Below are 16,665 nucleotides of genomic sequence, written 5' to 3'. Positions count from 1 at the left end.
ATCCCCTCTTGGGTCATCCTCTCGAAGATGCCCTGGAACGCCTGATTCGACGAGCACTGGAGGATGTAGCGGCAGGCTTCTCGCAGTTCCTCCGCGAGGTGTGGATGCCCGGCGGACTCGGCGCGCGCGGCGAGGGCGTCGAGCTCATCGCGCAGGTCGTCGGGAATCGAGCCGCCGCGGAGGACGTGAGCTGGGGCGAACGTCGCGAACACGGGAGCCTCACCCCGTCGCCGCCGAGTTACGTCGAGCTGCGCGAGCGCGCAAACGACCGCCATCGGCGTCTTGTCGCATCCTTGGATGACGAACGCCCCGTGGTAGGATTGCCCTTCCATCTGGTTGACGACCATCGCCGTCGAAGCGTTGCGCGACTGGAGCGAGTAAGCCATGCCTGCGTTGCTCTGGGCGGTCCCGTCGCACATGACGGGGATCGAGAAGTAGAAAGGGACGCCGCCGTTCCTCCAGATACGGTAAGCCGCTTTGAGCGTCGTATCCCAGTCGACGATGTGGGCGGGATGGTCGAGGGAACCGCCGATGATGGCGACGCGTGGCGCGTTCGCCTCGAGGCGGTCGTAGATGTCCGTCAGCGGGTACTCGATGTCGCGGAACCCCAGATCGCGTCGGGCGCGGTCGAGCAGCCCCGCGACGCAGATGGGTTCGTTCGCCTTGCCCTGCACACCCAGCGCGTACGGGTTCGTGCCGCGCAGAATCCGAAGTTCCTTCAAGCGACCGTTCCTCTCCTATGTCACCGGTGCGTCGCAGCATGGCGGGTCGAACCGAGCATATCAGGTCTTGGCGTCGGGAGGATCGGTCGTGTCGTCGTCCCCGACGACGATGTCGTCGGGGATCTCATCGACGTCATCTGCTTGATGCGGGAAGTGGGTAGCGAGCAGCCCGCCGACTTCTCGGATCGCGTTCGCCAGGCCGTCGAAGTACCGACCTTGGCGGAACTCGTTGAGGACGAGTTCCACGATGCGATCCCACGTCCCGTCGGAGACTGCATTGTGGATCCCTTCGTCGCCGAGGACAACGACCTTTCGGATGCGAGGCATCACGCACACGAGAACCGCGTTCCGTTGCTTCGTCTTGGACAGCCCGAGCCGCGCGAACTCACCGACTGCGGCTTCCCAGGGGTCGCCCTTTGCCCGGTTCAGAATGGAGACCTTCATCTCTGCGCTGGTGCGCCGCTCGAAGTCGGCGATCGCCAACCGCAGCTTCTTCCGGTCGTCGCCGCCCAATCGGAATCGTTCAACCATGGTCCTGCCTACCAACCTCCGGAGGCGCCGCCTCCTCCGAATCCACCGCCTCCGCCGCCCCCAAATCCGCCTCCTCCTCCTCCGAACCCACCACCGCCGCCGCCAAATCCTCCGAATCCGCCGAATCCACTCCACGGTCCGCCGCGCCCGCCGATCGTGAACTGACGTCGCTTCTGCGACACCACGACGACAATCAGAATCAGGACGATGATCGGCACGATGGATCGCACGCCTCGTCCCTCTCGACGCAGATCAAGCGACTGCGGTTCCGCCTGGTACTCGCCCTGAGTCGCCGCCATGAGCGCATTGACGCCCGCCGCGATGCCGCCGCCGTAGTCGTTCGAGCGGAACCGAGGAGCGATCTGGTCGCGGATGATCGCGCCTGCCAGTCCGTCGGGAACGGCGCCCTCCAGTCCGTAGCCGACCTCGATGCGCATCTTCCGGTCGGCGACGGCGACGATGAGGATGATCCCGTTGTCTTTGCCCTTCTGACCCACCTTCCAGGCTTCGGCGACCTCGATGCCGAAGGACTCGATGTCCTGCCCTTCCAGCGAGACCACAGTCAGGACGATGATCTGGTTGGATGTCTGCTGCTCGAATGCTTCGAGGGAGGCGCTTAACTGCGCGCGCTGGGACTGTGAGATGACGCCGGCATAGTCGTTGACGTAGCCCGTCAGCGCCGGCACGGTCGCGTGCAGGGCTGCCGTCACCCCCCACAGACAGGCGATCAGCAGCGCTCTGATGGTTCGCATGAGCTGCCTCCTCGCTCGCGTCATCCGGGCGCGGGCAGCGCTAGAACGTGACCTTCGGCGCCGTCTGCGAATCCGGCGAAGCCTCGAAGTAGGCGAATGCGTCGAACCCCGTCAGGTTGGCGACGATCGCGCCTGGGAAGCGGCGGATCGCCGTGTTGTAGTCGCGCGCGACGTCGTTATACCGCTTGCGTTCGACGCTGATGCGGTTCTCGGTGCCCGCGAGCTCATCCATGAGCCGCGAGAACTGCGTGTCCGCCTTGAGCTGCGGGTAGTTCTCGACGACGACCATGAGACGCGCAATCGCCGACGAGAACTGGTCCTGCGCCGCGATGAAGTCGTTGACCGACTTCGCGTCCTTGACGTTGATCTGCGGACGGGTCGCGTTCGCGCGCGCCTGGACGACCGCTTCGAGCGTCTCGCTCTCGTGGCTCGCGTAGCCTTTCACGACTTCGACGAGGTTGGGGATCAGGTCCGCGCGGCGCTGCAGTACGTTTTGGAGCTGCCCGACCTGGGACGAGACCTGTTCCTGCTTCGCGACGAACCCGTTGTACGTGCTTAACAACGAACCTGCGAAGAGAACGCTGATAAGGACGAGAACGCCAAGGGCGACAAGAGCCCACTTCATGGCTCGCTCCTGTGTTGGCTGAGGGTCACGGTTCGGATCGGTCGAATGTCGCCAGCTTTATGAGTAGTTCCTCTCCCGCGTCTCGCTGGAGCGCAATCCGCTCGGAGAACGCCCGCGTCGCGTCGGCGAAATCGTTGTCGATCTCGCGAATACGGACGATCGTGCGCTTGTCGCGCGATTTGGCGAGCGAGTCGCTCGTGTAGCCCCGTGTCGCCGCGCGCCATCTGCTCGCCTGTTGCAGGTAGTCCTGCGTCTGCGCGGCGATCCCTGGCAGGGACGCGTAGAAGGCAACGATGGCGTCATAGAGGCTCGCATCCTCATACACCAGTGGGTCGCGCGAGACAGTGTCCCACGATTGCGACGAGAACTCCGTGACGAGCTCCGGCGGTGGGACGTGCTGCCATGCGCGGACCGCCTGCTCGAATGTAGACAATGCTACCGTCTGGTCGCGCAGGACCGCCACGTGGGCTTGCAGCTCGGACCGAACTTGGCTCAACACGACCCGTCGACGTTCCGCGCGCGTGCGTTCTTCGCGGAGGCGTTCAGACCTGCCGTGGACGGCTAGAGCCGCGTAAACCACGCCGAACAGCACCGCCGCCAGCGCTACCGCACCCGCCGCCCACCGCGCGACTCGCATCCACGTGCGGGCTGGGTCCACATGCTCCGTATGGGGTCGGTACGAGGGCACCTCGACGACTTCCTCGACGAGGTCCGCCAGCGCTCGACGGGCCCGCTCCGCGGCGGCAGGATCGCCGGGATCGTCTCGTTTCGTTCGCGCCTGGAGGTGCCGGTATCGCCTCCGGGGGTTGCTCATGCTCGTCCACCTGGTTCAAAGAGTCCGGCACGATCTCTTTTCTGCGCCTATTCTATCATAACGAGCGAGGCAGCCAAGCGATTGACGGCGTTGCAAACCGTCTGCGGAGACGCGACGTTTCTACGTGTGTGAGCCGTCCGTGTCCGCCCGCCAAGCTGCTATCAGCGCGTCCGGAGCACCGCAAGGAGACGATCATGCCCTCGACGAGACGAGATCGCATCGCTGTGTACGCCGTCGCCGTCGGCTTCGTGCTGATGAGCCTGTCCATCGCTGCCTGCGGAGGCAAGAGCGTCAAGCGTTTGGATCCCAGCGCTGTGACCGATCTATCTGGACGCTGGAACGACACCGACTCACGCCAGACCGCCGACGCGATGATCACGGACAGCCTCAACCAAGCCTGGCTGACGAGCCACATGACCCAATCCGGTGGGAAGAAGCCGGCGGTGATCGTCGGCGCGATCCGCAACCGGAGCATGGAGCACATCCCCGTCGCCACGTTCATCAGCGACATCGAACGAGCCTTCGTCAACTCCGGGCGCGTGTCCGTCGTCGCCGGAGCGCGAGACCGCGGCGAGCTCCGAGCGGAGCGCGAGGAACAAAGCGAGTTCGCCTCGGTCGAGACGATCAAGCGGAGAGGCATGGAACTGGGCGCCGACTTCATGATGACCGGCGAGATCAACACGATTGAGGACCGCGAAGGCGGGAAGCAGGTCGTCTATTACCAGGTCGATCTGACTCTGACCAGTATCGAGACGAACGAGAAGGTGTGGATCGGTCAGAAGAAGATCAAGAAGCTCATCGAGCGCAGCCGGTTCAGCGAATAGCGGCTCCGACCGTAGAACGACTCCAAGCGCACTTCGGGAGAGACCTCATGGCGCGCTGGATCTGCGCCCTGATGACATCCGCGCTGGTCGTGCTCGCGTCGGGATGCGCGCGCTACAACATGGCGGCTGTCCGCGAGCAGGTCGCGCTGGGACGCTACGACGAGTCCCTGGCGCGGCTGGACGCCATGTCGCCCGACGATCCCTCGCTGCCGTACCTCTATGAGCGCGGGTTGATCGCGCACTACGCGAACCGGTTCGACGAGAGCAACACGGCGTTCGAGATCGCGGGTCTGCGTTCGGAGGACCTCTACACGCTGAGCCTGTCTCGCGAAGCGACGTCGTTACTCACCTCGGACACCGTCCGAGACTACGCGGGAACACGGTACGAACGCCTTCTCGCCCACTACTACAGCGCACTCAACTACGTCTACGCCGGGATGCCCGATGATGTGCTGGTGGAAGTGCGCCGAGCGAGCCGGCTCCTGCTTCGGTACGCAGACGAAGACTCGACGTTCTCGTACGCGGGAACCGCCTTCATGGCGTACATCGGCGGTGTCCTCTACGAGTGGGCTGGGGAACTGAACGACGCCTACATCTCCTATCGCTGGGCGGAGCGCGCTTACCGAGAGTATGAGTCCCGACTCGGAGTGACGATGCCCGACGATGTCGGGCGTTCGCTCGTGCGGCTCGCGCACGCATTGGGGTTCAGCAACGACGAGGAGCGGTACGTGCAACTCTATGGCGCGCTGTCACCGCCCGCGCCCGGCGCCGGGGAGCTCGTGCTCATCTACGAGAGCGGTTTCGTCCCGCCGAAGCAGGAGCAGAATATCCTGCTGCCCATCCTCAAATCCGACTCGCCGGACGAGCGACACATCGCGTCGTTCGCGACGACGCTTGCGGGCAGGCGCGACCTCGTTGTGGAGGACGCCCAGCTCGATTATCTGCTTTGGATCGCGGTTCCCAGCTATGGCTCGAACCGTCCGCGATTCGCGGATGTAGCCGTCACGGTTGACGACGTCGAGCGGCGAGGCGTGCTCGCAGAGGACGTCGAGGCGGTGGCTCGGGCGACGTTCGCGTCGGAGCAGGGAAAGATTCTGCTGCGGACGGCTGCGCGGGGCGTGCTCAAGTACATGGCTCATCGCCGCGCGAAGAAGGAGAGCGTTCTCGCCGGGTGGGCGGTCAACGCGCTGAACGTCGCCACCGAGCGCGCCGACACGCGGTCGTGGGAGACCCTTCCGAACCGCATCCACGTGGTACGGATGAGTCTGCCGGACGGCGCGCACGACATCGCGCTGACGTTCCTCAGCCGCGACGGCGCGCCGCTCGCCACGGAGACGCTGCCGGGCGTCCGCGTTCGGGCGAACCGGATCACCGTTCTCAACTACCGGACGTTCGAATAGGCGTCTCAACGCGATCTGCTGGAGCGTCCGACTCCGCAGAAGGGCGTGTTGACGCGACTTCAACCGGCGCATAGACTTCATCCGTGGCTCTCACGATGGCTCGCCTCCTCAGACATTCGTACGCGCTTCTGCTGGTCTCCGTCCTCGCGGCGCTCCCAGGGTGCACTGCGACCGCGATACGCACCGTGGTCGATCGTTCCGATGTCGCGATGGAGGCGACGAACCTGGCTCGTCTCGAAGGCAACCGCCTCTATGTGCCCGCCGCCGTCGAAGGCTTCGGTCCGCTAGCGCTGGTGGACGGCGTGACGGCTCCCTCCGAGTGGGAACCGGGGTCCGGTTGGCAGGTCGAGTTCACCGGCGCTCTACTGCGGAACCGGGTGTTCGACCCATCCGATCACGACGCGGCAGAGGAGCCGGTCGAGTGGATGGGCTTGCGCCGCAACTTTCGGGGCGGCAAGGAGTATTCCTGTCTGGGCTGGGTCATCCTGGAGATGAGCCGACCGAGAGTCGTGACGGGTATCGTGCTGCACAGCGTCGATACGGCGGAGTTCCCAGCGTCGAAGTTCGGGGTCCGCGATGTGCTGGTCGAGTGCTGGGACGCTGCGACGGATCGCTGGATGCGCGCGATCCCGGTCGGCGGGCCAGACAGCCGGTGGAACACCGTCGAAGAAGCCACAGCGCCTCGGATCGCGGTTCCGTTCCAGCCGGTGCGCACGGATCTCGTCCGAGTGGCGATACGATGGACGAACGCCTCGACTCGGACGCGGTCTTTGACCGTCATGGGTCGCCGGGAGGAGTACGCGTCGGGTACGATTCGTCTTACCGAGCTCGAGGTGCTCGGACCCGCAGAACCCGACGACGTGGTCGCCGTGGCGGCTAGCGAGAGGGTGCCGGAGACGCCGTCCGACCTCGAGCACCAGAGCGCCGAGCAACGACGCGCCGACGAGAGCCTCGCGGCGACGACCGTCTCAGCGTATATGCGCGCCTACGAGGAACACGACATCGTGGCGCTCGCGGCGACGCTCGACGCGTCGTTCCAGTCCGGTGAGGACGACCGCACGGCGTTCTTGGAGCGAACGGAGGAGACATTCCGCGCATTTCCCTACTTCCTGTTCCGCTATGAACCGCCGGCGATCGAGCGTGTGACCGCCGATGAGGCGTCCGCCGTGGTCAACTACTCCCTCCGCCTGTCGCCGCTGGTGCCCCGCACGGCGACGGGGTCCTTGGTGTTCCGGCTCGCAAGAACAGGTGACCAGTGGAAGATCGCCGGGCTTTCGACAGAGGCGCGATGAAGCGTTCGACCTGCTGCCTGTTGGCGATGGCGTGCGTGGCTCTGGTTCTCGGCTGCGCGTCCACGACCAGGACCGTTCCGAACCAGGACGAGTACGTACAATCGACGATTCTGCCGGCGCTGCGAGCTCGAAGGCAGCTCACGGAGACGCTGCGGCTGCAGTTGTCTCTGGAGGTCGATGAGAACGGCTCGAAATCAGAGGTGCGGCAGATCGCCCTCTACAAGCGACCGGATCGGTTCCGCCTACAGGCGCTGGACCCGATGAACGTGACGCGCGTGGTCGTCATCACGAAGTCGGATCGTCTCAAGATGCTCTGGGTGCGCGAGTACGAGGGGATCGACGCTCCGCTCACGGACGACATCCTCCGGCGCATCTTCCGATTGGACATCCGAGTCGATGACGTCCGCAGCGCGTTTCTGGCGGACCCGTTCCAGGGCGACACGATCAACCTGCGTTCCGAGCGTCGCGGCGACGATATCGTCGTGACACGACCTTCCGGGCGAGTCGGTCTCGTCGACGAAATCACGATCGGCATGCTCGACGCGGAGCCCATCGTCCGGTCATGGACGATTCGGGATTCCGCCGGTGTCGTCGCTCAACGGACCGTGTTCGACGACTACCGCGAGACCGACGGCATCCTGCGCCCGATGGACGTCATCATCGAGCGTCCGGGAGACGGCATGCGGATGCGATTCCGCGTGACCGACGCCCAAGCGAACACGGAGATCGCGGACGCCTCGTTCGAGATGGAGTTCCCACCGGGCGCGAAGGTTCAGGTCGTCCCGTGACGGCGCAGCTCACCGTTGATGCGTTCGCCAAGCTGAACCTCTATCTCGACGTGCTTCGTCGCCTGCCGAGTGGCTACCACGAGATCAAGACGCTGTTCCATTCCGTCAGCCTCGCAGACCGCCTAGTCGTCGAGGTGCATCCGAACACTGAGGGCGTCGTGATCGAGTGTGACCATCCCGATGTTCCGTGCGACCGCACCAATCTGGCGGCTAGGGCGGCTGAGGCGTTTCTGGGACTTGCCGGTCTCCGGGTCGGAGTCGTCGTTCGGATCACGAAGCGCATCCCGATAGGCGGCGGGCTGGGAGGCGGCAGCGCCGACGCCGCCGCGACGCTGGTCGCGCTGGACCGGCTGACCGGCCAACGGCACAGCCTGGGCGACCTGCAGCGCCTTGGCGCAGAGCTCGGCGCCGATGTGCCGTTCTGTATCGCCGGCGGCGCTGCTTGGGGCTACGGAACCGGAACCGAGCTCGTGCGTGTCGAGCCAGCCGCCGGTACACCCGTGCTGCTGGTCAATCCCGGCGTGCGCATCGACACGGGATGGGCGTATCGCGCTCTCGCGATCTCGGTCGGCGAGTCCGCCGAGACGGGATTCGCTTTGACGGACGGGGGAGCGAGTGCTACGATTCAGCCGCGTCCCCCGTGCGGCGAGGCGTGCGGCAAGCCGTCTAGCGAACCGGTATCGGCGGTGATGGCTCTCGCCTACAACCGCTTCCAGGATGTCGTGGCGGCAGCGTACCCGGAGATCGGCGACGCACTCGCTGGTCTGCGCTCTTCGGGCGCGACCGCGATGATGTCGGGCTCGGGCGCCACGGTCTTCGGGGTGTTCCTGGATGCGTCGGCGCGGGACGCTGCCTATCGCGCGCTGCGCAGCCGGTTCGCGTTCGTGGAGCCTGCGGCACTCGTTTCCTGCGGTGTGGGAATCGTCGATGCCAGCCCCGCGGATGGTTCCTCCGCTGCCGCGCCGTCGGCGACGGCAGACACTGATGGCCGGTAGCCAAGCGGTAAGGCAGTGGACTTTGGATCCACCATTCGGAGGTTCGAATCCTCCCCGGCCAGCCATTGACGCTGGCAACGTTCTGACTGCGATCTAGTTGGAGACCGACATGCAGCAGGTTCGACTCGACGCGGAACACCGTACGGCTCACGGTTCCGCTGCCGCTCGCCGCGCTCGTCGCGCAGGCAAGGTTCCCGGTGTGCTCTATGGTTCGGGTGGCTCGACGACGCCGATTCAGATCGACTCGCGCGACCTGCACCAGCTTCTCATGAGCCACGCGGAACACGCACTGATCGCCTTGCACCTCGATGGAACCGACACTCCCGTGGTTCTCCGAGAGCTCCAGCGGAACTCTTTCCGCCGCGAGCTGCTCCACGCGGACTTCCTCCGCGTCCGCATGGATACGGAGATCACCATGGATGTGAACCTGACGCTCGAAGGCGAAGCGCCCGGCGTCGACGAGGGCGGAATCCTCGAGTTCCTGTCACGCACCCTCCACATCCGCGCTCTCCCGGCGAACATTCCAGAGGGTATCCACATCGACATCTCCCAGCTCGGAATGGGGGCGTCGGTTCACGTCCGCGATCTGGAAGTGCCGGATACGATCACCGTCCTGACCGATCCCGATACCGTGCTCGTCACAGTTGCCACGCCGCGCGTCGAGACGGTCGAGACTGCGGTTGAAGAAGGCGCTGAAGAGAGCTCTGAACCCGAAGTCGTCGGCAGGCGCGGTGCTGCTGAGGACGACGAGTAGCGCTGGGTTCCGCGAAGCCGCGCTGGAGACAGCGAGCCTATCCATGGCTGCGAAGTCGAAGCCCCATCCGATGCGTTCGCATTGGCTTGGGGCTTTCGCCATTTGCGTCGTGCTCGTCCTGCTGTCCGCTAGTCGGTCGGCTCACGGTCAGACGCTGTCCTTCGTGGACGCGACGGGAGCCTCTCTGGGCGAGTCGAGGTACCTTCGGGTCGAAGGCACAACCTATTTGCCGGTCGACGCCTTGAGCGCCGTGTTCGACGGCGAAGTGGTGCCCATCCGAGCGCGTCACCGTTACACGGTTCCAACCAAGACGCTGACGGTGCAGGTCGAGTATGAGGACGACACGACGATCCTGCGCGTCGTCGCGGGAACCCAAGGCGTCCGGGGAAGCGGGGACAAGCAGTTCCGGCTCGCAGGCCCGCTCCGCGAGCAGAACGGCTCGTTCTGGTTGCCGATCGGGTTCTTCACGGAGGTGATTCCGGGCGTGACCGGCGTGGCGATCACCTATCGGTCTGAGGCTGGGCAGATCGCCGTGTCGGTTGGCGCATCCTCCAGCCCGACGGCTCCCGCCGGCAGCGACCCGTCGGTCGCCAGCGGACCTCCCCCTCCGCCAGCCAGTCCAGAGCTCGTCGGCGGGGATTCGCCGTACAGAGCGACGCCAATCGCCACGCCCGCATGGTCTGAGCTGGTCGTCGCAATCGATGCCGGACATGGCGGACCCGACGCCGGCGTGCAGATGAACGGGCTGGTCGAGAAACAGCTCACGCTGGAGCTTGCGATGCGCCTGCAGCGCCTGGCGCAATCCGTCGGCGCGCGTGTGGCGATGGTCAGAACCACCGACGAACGCGTGTCGGCAGAGGCGCGGAGCGCCGTTGCGGCTTCTGCCAATGCCAGCGTCTACGTGGCGCTGCACTTCAACGCGTCGTACCAGAGCGAGAAGTCCGGGTTCCGCATTCTGATCGATAACCCGTCGGCGGCGAGCGCGTCCGGTGGGAACCGAAGCCGCACGCCGATCCAGCGCGCCTTCGTCGACGCGAGTCGCCGGGCGGCGGAGCTCATCGAGGCGGCTCTGAGCGCCGCCGGATTCGAGGGCGGGCGCCCCATAGAGCTCCCGTTGGCGACGTTGCGGCGGGCTCATCTCCCGGCGGTTCATCTCGAACTGGCGTTCCTCTCGAATCCCAAGGAAGCCGACGTGTGGCGGATGAGCGCGACGCTCGACCGCGCTGCCGAGGCGATCTGGTCTGGGGTCGCGAGGTTCCACCCATAGGGGAGAATGCGTGATGGGCAGTCGATGTCGGCGCATCATCGGTTCTCCAGTCGCGTGGGGCATCGGCGCCGGCGTGTTGATCGTCGCCGGGCTGCTCGCGTGGCTCGTCTTCCCCAGCCTGATGCGCGATCGCGTCACCGACACGGACGAGAGCGTCGTCGAAGGCGACGAGGAGGGCGAGTTCCTCGGCGTCGGGGTGCGGCGGCGGTCTGTCGAGCTGGTCTACCCCAACGGCGAGGGTGGATGGACTCGCGAGGAGCGAACGATCCAGTTGCCGCCGGACGATGCGCGACGGTTGCGCGTCGTGCTGGACGCCTGGGTGCAGGGGAGCGAGCGGGGTCAGACCCTCTTTCCGCGACGGACGCGCGTTCTGTCTGCCTTCGTAGACGGTGACGGAAGAGCTTACGTCGATTTATCGGAGGACGCTGTGCGCGGCTTCGCGCCGGGCTCCGCCTCCGAGGTCGAGGCGATTTCGGGCATCGCGCGAACCATCGAGGCGAACCTGCCTCGGGTTGTCGAGCTCCAACTCCTCGTCGACGGTTCCCCGGTGGTATCACTCGGCGGGCACATCGCCGTCGATATGCCCCTCTCGGTCGCGTACTTCGCTGATCTGCCCTGACCGGAGGCGATCCCTTGGCTCGGATCGAGATCGTCGTGGTCGGGCTCGGCAACCCCGGGCGCGAGTATCAGGATACGCGGCACAACATCGGGTTCCGTGTGATCGACCTCCTCGCGAAGCGGCACGCCACGGGCATCCCCCGGTCCAAGCATCAATCTCTCATCATCCCTGCTCGCGTCTCGGAGCGGGCTGCCGCATTGGTGAAGCCCCTGACCTACATGAACCGCAGCGGCGACGCCGTGAAGGGCGTGGCGCGGGAGTCCTACCTCGATGCGGACTCAGTGTGGGTGATCTACGACGACTTCAACCTGGATCTGGGCACGCTGCGCCTTCGTCCGTCCGGGAGCGACGGCGGACACAACGGGATGAAGTCGATCATCGCCAGCCTCGGCTCGGACGTATTCCCGCGCATACGATTGGGGATCGGCAGAGGACACGGCGCTTCGGACGACCGCGACTTCGTGCTGAGCCGATTCCGTCCCGACGAGCGTGAGACGGTCGCGCGCCTTGTCGAGCGCGCGGCGGACGCGCTGGAACGCGCTCTGACCGACGGCGTCGAGTTGGCGATGAGTCAGTTCAACGGCAGCGTCGTTCCGGCGGAGTTGTGTCTGTCACGATGAGGATTCGTGGAACCTCCCCCCACCTCAATCTTCCCCACGCTTCGCGGGGGAGGAGGCATTATCCCTCCTTGAATGGGGGAGGGTCAGGGCGGGGTTGGTTCTCCCAAGCATCAACCTGACAGACCAGTAGCCCAGTGCGGATGTATTGCCGCGTGGCTTCTCGCCCTTGACGCCCTCCTACCATGGGCAATGTACCGATTAACGGCGGTGTTGGGGCGTGTTGCCTCGCCGCTGGCGATGCCGTTCCATACCGCTCGCAGGAACACCACGGCTTCGAGGTTCGGTCCAGCAACCTGGGGTGCATGGCTGGTCTCCCGGCTCTCGCTGGGGATCAGCAGAACGCGTCCATGACCCGCCGTCGGTCGGACTGGCGCAGGACGCGGCTCATCTGTGGTTGTCATCAGGCAGGCTTTCCGGTAGCGCTTAGGCGCAGCCAACCCGCTCGCTGATCGGCGCGCACGTCGCGGCACGTCGCGGCACGTCGCGAGCGCGGATTCGACGCACCCGTCGCACTCACCAGAACGACTTCCTGAACGCGCGGTCGCTTCCAAGAGCGGGGCGACGGCGTTCCCTATCGGCATTCTCGTTGAGACTGCACGCTGTCGTATGGAACCGGCGCGCAGAGGGTAGGAGACCACTCAGACCCAAAAGGGATCATGCCAAATGACGATTCATGTGCCACCAGCCTCCGTTCACCCGTCAGCGCCTGCGCCGGTACGAGCTGGTGACGAACGGTTCGAGCCGCTTGACGCGGTGATCAAGAGGCATCAGGGCAAGCCCGACTCCCTGATCGAGATCCTGAACAGCGCCCAGGTCCGGTTCGGGTTCCTGGGAGGAGAGTTGCTGGACTTCGTCGCTCGGAGGATGCGGCTCCCGTCGAGCTACGTCTTCGGTGTGGCGACGTTCTACCACATGTTTTCGCTGGCGCCGAAGGGGCGACACACGTGCGACGTGTGCATGGGCACCACGTGCAGCGTGAAGGGCGCTCGTCGGCTTCTCGAAGGACTGGAACGCGCGATGGGGATTCGAGCCGGCGAGACCACCGCCGATGGACGAATCTCCCTGCAACTGGTTCGCTGTCCGGGCACCTGCGGGATGGCGCCCGTTGTCTACTACGACGGAGTCGCCATCAGCTACGAGACGACGGCGTCCGCCGTCAAGCGTGTGAAAGGGTGGCTAGACGATGGATCTGAGCGGGCTCCATAGCATCGCGGAACGCGAACGCCACAGCCGAAAGCCGAACACGATCCGTTGCTGTGCGGCGATGGGGTGCGAGGCAGCCAGATCACGCCAAGTGCGGGTTGCGCTCCGATCCGCTGTCGCCGCCGCCGGACGTCAGGACTCGATCGAGGTGCAGGGCGTCGGGTGCTTGGGCTTGTGCAGCGCCGGGCCCCTCGTGCGAGTCGAACCCCAAGGCGTCATGTACCAACGCGTCACGCCCGAGGACGTCCAATCGATCGTCGCCGCCGTCGATGGCGGCACATCGACAGCCGAACGGGCGGACCTATCCCACCCCTTCTTCACCCTCCAGTATCCGATCGTCCTCGAGAACTCGGGCAAGGTCGATCCGGAGCGGATCGAATCCTACGTCGCCGAGGGCGGCTACGAGACGCTCTACCACGTCCTGCGGGAGATGTCGCCTGCAGAGGTCGTAGACGAAGTGAGCCGGAGCGGGCTGCGGGGACGCGGAGGAGCCGGGTTCCCCACCGGGCTCAAATGGGCGACCGTCGCGAAGACCCAAGCCGACTGGAAATGCGTCGTCTGCAACGCCGACGAAGGCGATCCAGGCGCGTTCATGGATCGCGCCGTCATGGAGAGCGATCCGCACCGGATCCTCGAAGGCATGGCGATTGCCGCGTACGCCGTCGGGGCGAACCAGGGCTATATCTACGTGCGCGGCGAGTATCCCCTCGCCTACGACCGGCTGCAGGTCGCCATCCAGCAGGCGGACCGGCTCGGACTGCTCGGATCGCGCATCTTCGACTCGCCGTTCGACTTCCGGATCGATCTTCGGATCGGCGCGGGAGCGTTCGTGTGCGGCGAGGAGACGGCGCTGATGGCGTCGATTCAGGGACAGCGCGGGACGCCGAGACCCAGACCGCCGTACCCCGCCGAAGCCGGGCTCTGGGGCAAGCCGACTCTCATCAACAACGTCGAGACGTTCGCCAACATCCCGCCGATCCTGAAACGCGGGGGTGGCTGGTACGCCGCCATCGGGACGGACAAGAGCAAGGGCACCAAGGTGTTCTCGCTGACGGGTCACGTGCGCCATACGGGGCTCATCGAAGTGCCCATGGGGACGACGCTCCGAACCATCGTCGAGGACATGGGCGACGGCGTCCCGAATGGGCGCGCGCTCAAGGCGGTTCAGACGGGCGGGTCATCCGGCGGCTGTGTGCCCGCAAGCGAAATCGACGTGTCGGTGGACTACGAATCGCTCGCGGCGCTGGGCTCCATCATGGGGTCGGGCGGCATGGTGGTTCTCGACGATAGCACGGACATGGTCGATCTCGCGCGGTTCTTCATGGAGTTCTGCGCGGATGAGTCCTGCGGGAAGTGCGTTCCGTGCCGCGTGGGAACCGCTCAGATCTACCGGCTGCTGGAGCGCTTCGTCGCCCGCGAGGCGACCGAGAGCGATCTCGTGCTGCTGGAGGAGCTGTGCGACCTGCTGCGGAGCGCCAGCCTGTGCGGGTTGGGGCAGAACGCTCCGAACCCCGTTCTGAGCACGTTGCGGTACTTCCGCGAGGAGTACGAGGCGGGTATGGCGTCTATCGGGGCGTCGCGCGGACTCATCCGCGAGCCCGCTGTTGTCGGTCGTCCGGCGTAGCGCCGGTCGCCGCATCAGAAGGAGTATCACGTGATAGCCGTCACTCTGACGATCGACGACCGGCTCGTGAGCGCCGGGGACGACGACACGATCCTCCATGCAGCCCATGACGCCGGGATCGCGATCCCGACGCTGTGCCACTTCGAGGGCATCGCCGACATTGGCGCGTGTCGGCTGTGCCTCGTGGAGATCGAGGGATCTCCGAAGCTCTTCGCGGCGTGCACGACGCGTGTCACGGAGGGCATGGTCGTGCGCACCGACACGGAGCGCCTGCGTCGGCATCGCAAGCTGATGATCGAGCTGATGCTTTCCGAGCGGAACCACGTCTGCTCAGTCTGCGTCGCCAACGGTCACTGCGAGCTGCAGGATCGGGCGATTCAGGCGGGCGTCGACCACGTCCGGGTCGAGTATCTCTACCCGAAGTTCACGATGGACCTGTCCCACAAGCGCTATGGAGCCGATCCGAACCGCTGCATTCTGTGCGCTCGTTGCGTCCGCGTATGCGACGAGGTGGAGGGGGCGCACACCTGGGACATCGGCGGGCGCGGCATCGCAAGCCACGTCGTCACCGATCTGTCGGCTCCCTGGGGCGATTCGGCGACGTGCACGGCTTGTGGGAAGTGCGTCACAGCCTGTCCAACCGGCGCTCTCTTCTCCCAGGGGGCGACCGTCGGCGAGCTCGAAAAGGATCGCTCGCGTCTGGCGTTCGTCGTCACGGCACGCAAGACGCGGGAGTGGGTCCGTTAGTCATGGGCAACCGCGCCTGCCAAGATACGACACGCTCTGCGTACAATCAGCCGTCTTCGGACGGCTGATCGTACGCCTCCTGCCGTCCGTAGCCCGTCGTCGACACGACGCCATCGGCTCCGATGCGAACGACCGAGAACGCGTTGTTGTCTCTGCCGGGCCCTTCGACCTGCGCGCGCATCGTGTAGTAGTCGATTCCGCCGATGCGCGACCGCGCTCCCCGGTGGTCGTGTCCCTGGAACACGGCGCGCACGTGCCCGGACGCCTGGAGCACGTCGCGCACGTCCGGGGCGTTCTTGACGCCGTGGGCTCCGCCGTCATCGTCCAGGCGTTGGTGGACGAAGACGAACGTCGGGTTCTCGGTCGCTGCGAGGTCTTCCGAGAGCCAACGCAACTGGTCCTGCGGGATGAACGTCTGCGTCCAGTCGAAGTTGCCGGCGTCGTAGTCCGACCCATCGGCATTGTGGCAGGCGTCCAGCACGACGAAGTGCGCGCCGCCGTGATCGAACGAGTAACGCGACGCCTTCGCCTCGCACGCATCGAGGAATCGTCGCTTCGACAGTGCGGCGACGTCGTGGTTCCCAAGAACCCGATGCCACCTCACGCCGACTTCCGACATCGCGGCTCGGATCGTCGCCAAGAAGGCGAGCTCTTCTTCCACCGTCGATCCCTTGTCGACGACATCGCCCAAATGGACGCAGAACGCGGGTCCGCACCGTCGGATCGCCTCGACGGCGTCCTGCATCTTGGGGAGAGAGTCGCGGTAGTGGCGGCTGTGCGCCGGGTCGCGGTCGGCGTAGTGGGTGTCCGCCACCAGTCCGAACACCACGGGCTGTTGGTTGTCTGCCTTCATTCCGCGCGCCACTCCGAGCGCAGCGCCAAACGACCCCGCCAGCCGGAGCCAGTCACGACGCGTGTACCGTGCCTCGGGAGGTCGGTTCTTGCAGTCCATTTCGGCGAACCACATCCTGTTCCATCGGGCGGAACCGAATGATCCCAGTCTGGGAACGCATTGTCCGCCCCATGCCGACTGACTATAATTGCCGAACCCGTCCCATGCAATCGCCACGATCTTAGGTAAGCACGAT

The 16,665-nt window shown here is 65.5% G+C and carries 17 protein-coding genes and 1 tRNA gene; 12 read left to right on the top strand and 6 right to left on the bottom strand.

Going from position 1 to position 16,665, the window contains the following annotated elements; translation table 11 throughout:
- The 5 genes from FJZ36_08665 to FJZ36_08645 form a co-directional block, all read right to left on the bottom strand.
- Positions 1–722 (bottom strand): dihydroxy-acid dehydratase (locus tag FJZ36_08665; GenBank protein MBM3214972.1); only part of this gene is annotated, 722 nt, incomplete at its 3' end.
- A gap of 60 nt (positions 723–782) precedes the next feature.
- Positions 783–1,253, bottom strand: coding sequence for a TPM domain-containing protein (locus FJZ36_08660; GenBank protein ID MBM3214971.1), 471 nt, complete (start codon positions 1,251–1,253; stop codon positions 783–785).
- An 8-nt stretch (positions 1,254–1,261) separates the two neighbouring features.
- A complete protein-coding gene (locus FJZ36_08655) occupies positions 1,262–2,005 on the bottom strand; it encodes a TPM domain-containing protein (GenBank protein MBM3214970.1) in 744 nt (247 codons plus the stop codon).
- 40 nt (positions 2,006–2,045) lie between these two features.
- A complete protein-coding gene (locus FJZ36_08650) occupies positions 2,046–2,630 on the bottom strand; it encodes a LemA family protein (GenBank protein ID MBM3214969.1) in 585 nt (194 codons plus the stop codon).
- Positions 2,631–2,655: 25 nt separating this feature from the next.
- Positions 2,656–3,444: a hypothetical protein gene (locus FJZ36_08645; protein MBM3214968.1), complete on the bottom strand. Its 789-nt coding sequence runs from the start codon at positions 3,442–3,444 to the stop codon at positions 2,656–2,658.
- A gap of 194 nt (positions 3,445–3,638) precedes the next feature.
- On the opposite strand from FJZ36_08645, the gene FJZ36_08640 reads away from it, so the two are divergent.
- From FJZ36_08640 to hoxU, 12 genes are all read left to right on the top strand, one after another.
- Entirely contained in the window at positions 3,639–4,268 is a 630-nt protein-coding gene (locus FJZ36_08640) for a penicillin-binding protein activator LpoB (GenBank protein ID MBM3214967.1), read from the top strand.
- A gap of 47 nt (positions 4,269–4,315) precedes the next feature.
- Entirely contained in the window at positions 4,316–5,668 is a 1,353-nt protein-coding gene (locus FJZ36_08635; protein ID MBM3214966.1) for a hypothetical protein, read from the top strand.
- Positions 5,669–5,853: 185 nt separating this feature from the next.
- Positions 5,854–6,960 carry a hypothetical protein gene (locus tag FJZ36_08630; GenBank protein ID MBM3214965.1) on the top strand — a complete coding sequence of 369 codons (1,107 nt, stop codon included), beginning with the start codon at positions 5,854–5,856 and terminating at the stop codon, positions 6,958–6,960.
- A 562-nt stretch (positions 6,961–7,522) separates the two neighbouring features.
- A complete protein-coding gene (ispE, locus tag FJZ36_08625) occupies positions 7,523–8,743 on the top strand; it encodes a 4-(cytidine 5'-diphospho)-2-C-methyl-D-erythritol kinase (protein ID MBM3214964.1) in 1,221 nt (406 codons plus the stop codon).
- Positions 8,734–8,808: transfer RNA gene (locus tag FJZ36_08620), tRNA-Gln, on the top strand. The genes ispE and FJZ36_08620 overlap by 10 nt, the downstream gene beginning before the upstream one ends.
- Before the next feature lie 44 nt (positions 8,809–8,852).
- The gene (locus FJZ36_08615) at positions 8,853–9,497 is read left to right on the top strand and encodes a 50S ribosomal protein L25 (GenBank protein ID MBM3214963.1); all 645 of its coding nucleotides are present in this window, start codon (positions 8,853–8,855) and stop codon (positions 9,495–9,497) included.
- 43 nt (positions 9,498–9,540) lie between these two features.
- Positions 9,541–10,764: an N-acetylmuramoyl-L-alanine amidase gene (locus FJZ36_08610; protein MBM3214962.1), complete on the top strand. Its 1,224-nt coding sequence runs from the start codon at positions 9,541–9,543 to the stop codon at positions 10,762–10,764.
- A 13-nt stretch (positions 10,765–10,777) separates the two neighbouring features.
- Positions 10,778–11,383, top strand: coding sequence for a GerMN domain-containing protein (locus tag FJZ36_08605; protein ID MBM3214961.1), 606 nt, complete (start codon positions 10,778–10,780; stop codon positions 11,381–11,383).
- A gap of 29 nt (positions 11,384–11,412) precedes the next feature.
- Positions 11,413–12,003 carry an aminoacyl-tRNA hydrolase gene (locus FJZ36_08600; GenBank protein ID MBM3214960.1) on the top strand — a complete coding sequence of 197 codons (591 nt, stop codon included), beginning with the start codon at positions 11,413–11,415 and terminating at the stop codon, positions 12,001–12,003.
- Positions 12,004–12,666: 663 nt separating this feature from the next.
- Positions 12,667–13,209 (top strand): NAD(P)H-dependent oxidoreductase subunit E, encoded by a 543-nt coding sequence (locus FJZ36_08595; protein MBM3214959.1) that lies wholly within the window; start codon positions 12,667–12,669, stop codon positions 13,207–13,209.
- Positions 13,187–14,830, top strand: coding sequence for an NADH-quinone oxidoreductase subunit NuoF (gene nuoF / locus FJZ36_08590; protein ID MBM3214958.1), 1,644 nt, complete (start codon positions 13,187–13,189; stop codon positions 14,828–14,830). The genes FJZ36_08595 and nuoF overlap by 23 nt, the downstream gene beginning before the upstream one ends.
- A gap of 30 nt (positions 14,831–14,860) precedes the next feature.
- Positions 14,861–15,577: a bidirectional hydrogenase complex protein HoxU gene (gene hoxU, locus FJZ36_08585; protein ID MBM3214957.1), complete on the top strand. Its 717-nt coding sequence runs from the start codon at positions 14,861–14,863 to the stop codon at positions 15,575–15,577.
- 46 nt (positions 15,578–15,623) lie between these two features.
- Here the strand turns inward: hoxU and FJZ36_08580 are convergent, their stop codons facing one another.
- Complete coding sequence (locus FJZ36_08580; GenBank protein MBM3214956.1) at positions 15,624–16,544, bottom strand: alkaline phosphatase; 921 nt, start codon at positions 16,542–16,544, stop codon at positions 15,624–15,626.
- Positions 16,545–16,665 lie beyond the last annotated feature (121 nt).

Source organism: Candidatus Poribacteria bacterium (genome assembly GCA_016866785.1).
Taxonomy (GTDB): Bacteria; Poribacteria; WGA-4E.
This window is presented reverse-complemented; position numbering and strand designations above follow the sequence as displayed.

Bases quoted from the DNA above. Each gene is read 5' to 3' on its own strand.
- FJZ36_08640 (MBM3214967.1), top strand. From the start codon at position 3,639: ATGCCCTCGACGAGACGAGATCGCATCGCTGTGTACGCCGTCGCCGTC.
- FJZ36_08615 (MBM3214963.1), top strand. From the start codon at position 8,853: ATGCAGCAGGTTCGACTCGACGCGGAACACCGTACGGCTCACGGTTCC.
- FJZ36_08650 (MBM3214969.1), bottom strand. From the start codon at position 2,630: ATGAAGTGGGCTCTTGTCGCCCTTGGCGTTCTCGTCCTTATCAGCGTT.
- nuoF (MBM3214958.1), top strand. From the start codon at position 13,187: ATGGATCTGAGCGGGCTCCATAGCATCGCGGAACGCGAACGCCACAGC.
- FJZ36_08655 (MBM3214970.1), bottom strand. From the start codon at position 2,005: ATGCGAACCATCAGAGCGCTGCTGATCGCCTGTCTGTGGGGGGTGACG.
- FJZ36_08660 (MBM3214971.1), bottom strand. From the start codon at position 1,253: ATGGTTGAACGATTCCGATTGGGCGGCGACGACCGGAAGAAGCTGCGG.
- FJZ36_08605 (MBM3214961.1), top strand. From the start codon at position 10,778: ATGGGCAGTCGATGTCGGCGCATCATCGGTTCTCCAGTCGCGTGGGGC.
- FJZ36_08645 (MBM3214968.1), bottom strand. From the start codon at position 3,444: ATGAGCAACCCCCGGAGGCGATACCGGCACCTCCAGGCGCGAACGAAA.
- ispE (MBM3214964.1), top strand. From the start codon at position 7,523: ATGGACGATTCGGGATTCCGCCGGTGTCGTCGCTCAACGGACCGTGTT.
- FJZ36_08610 (MBM3214962.1), top strand. From the start codon at position 9,541: ATGGCTGCGAAGTCGAAGCCCCATCCGATGCGTTCGCATTGGCTTGGG.
- FJZ36_08595 (MBM3214959.1), top strand. From the start codon at position 12,667: ATGACGATTCATGTGCCACCAGCCTCCGTTCACCCGTCAGCGCCTGCG.
- FJZ36_08635 (MBM3214966.1), top strand. From the start codon at position 4,316: ATGGCGCGCTGGATCTGCGCCCTGATGACATCCGCGCTGGTCGTGCTC.
- FJZ36_08580 (MBM3214956.1), bottom strand. From the start codon at position 16,544: ATGTGGTTCGCCGAAATGGACTGCAAGAACCGACCTCCCGAGGCACGG.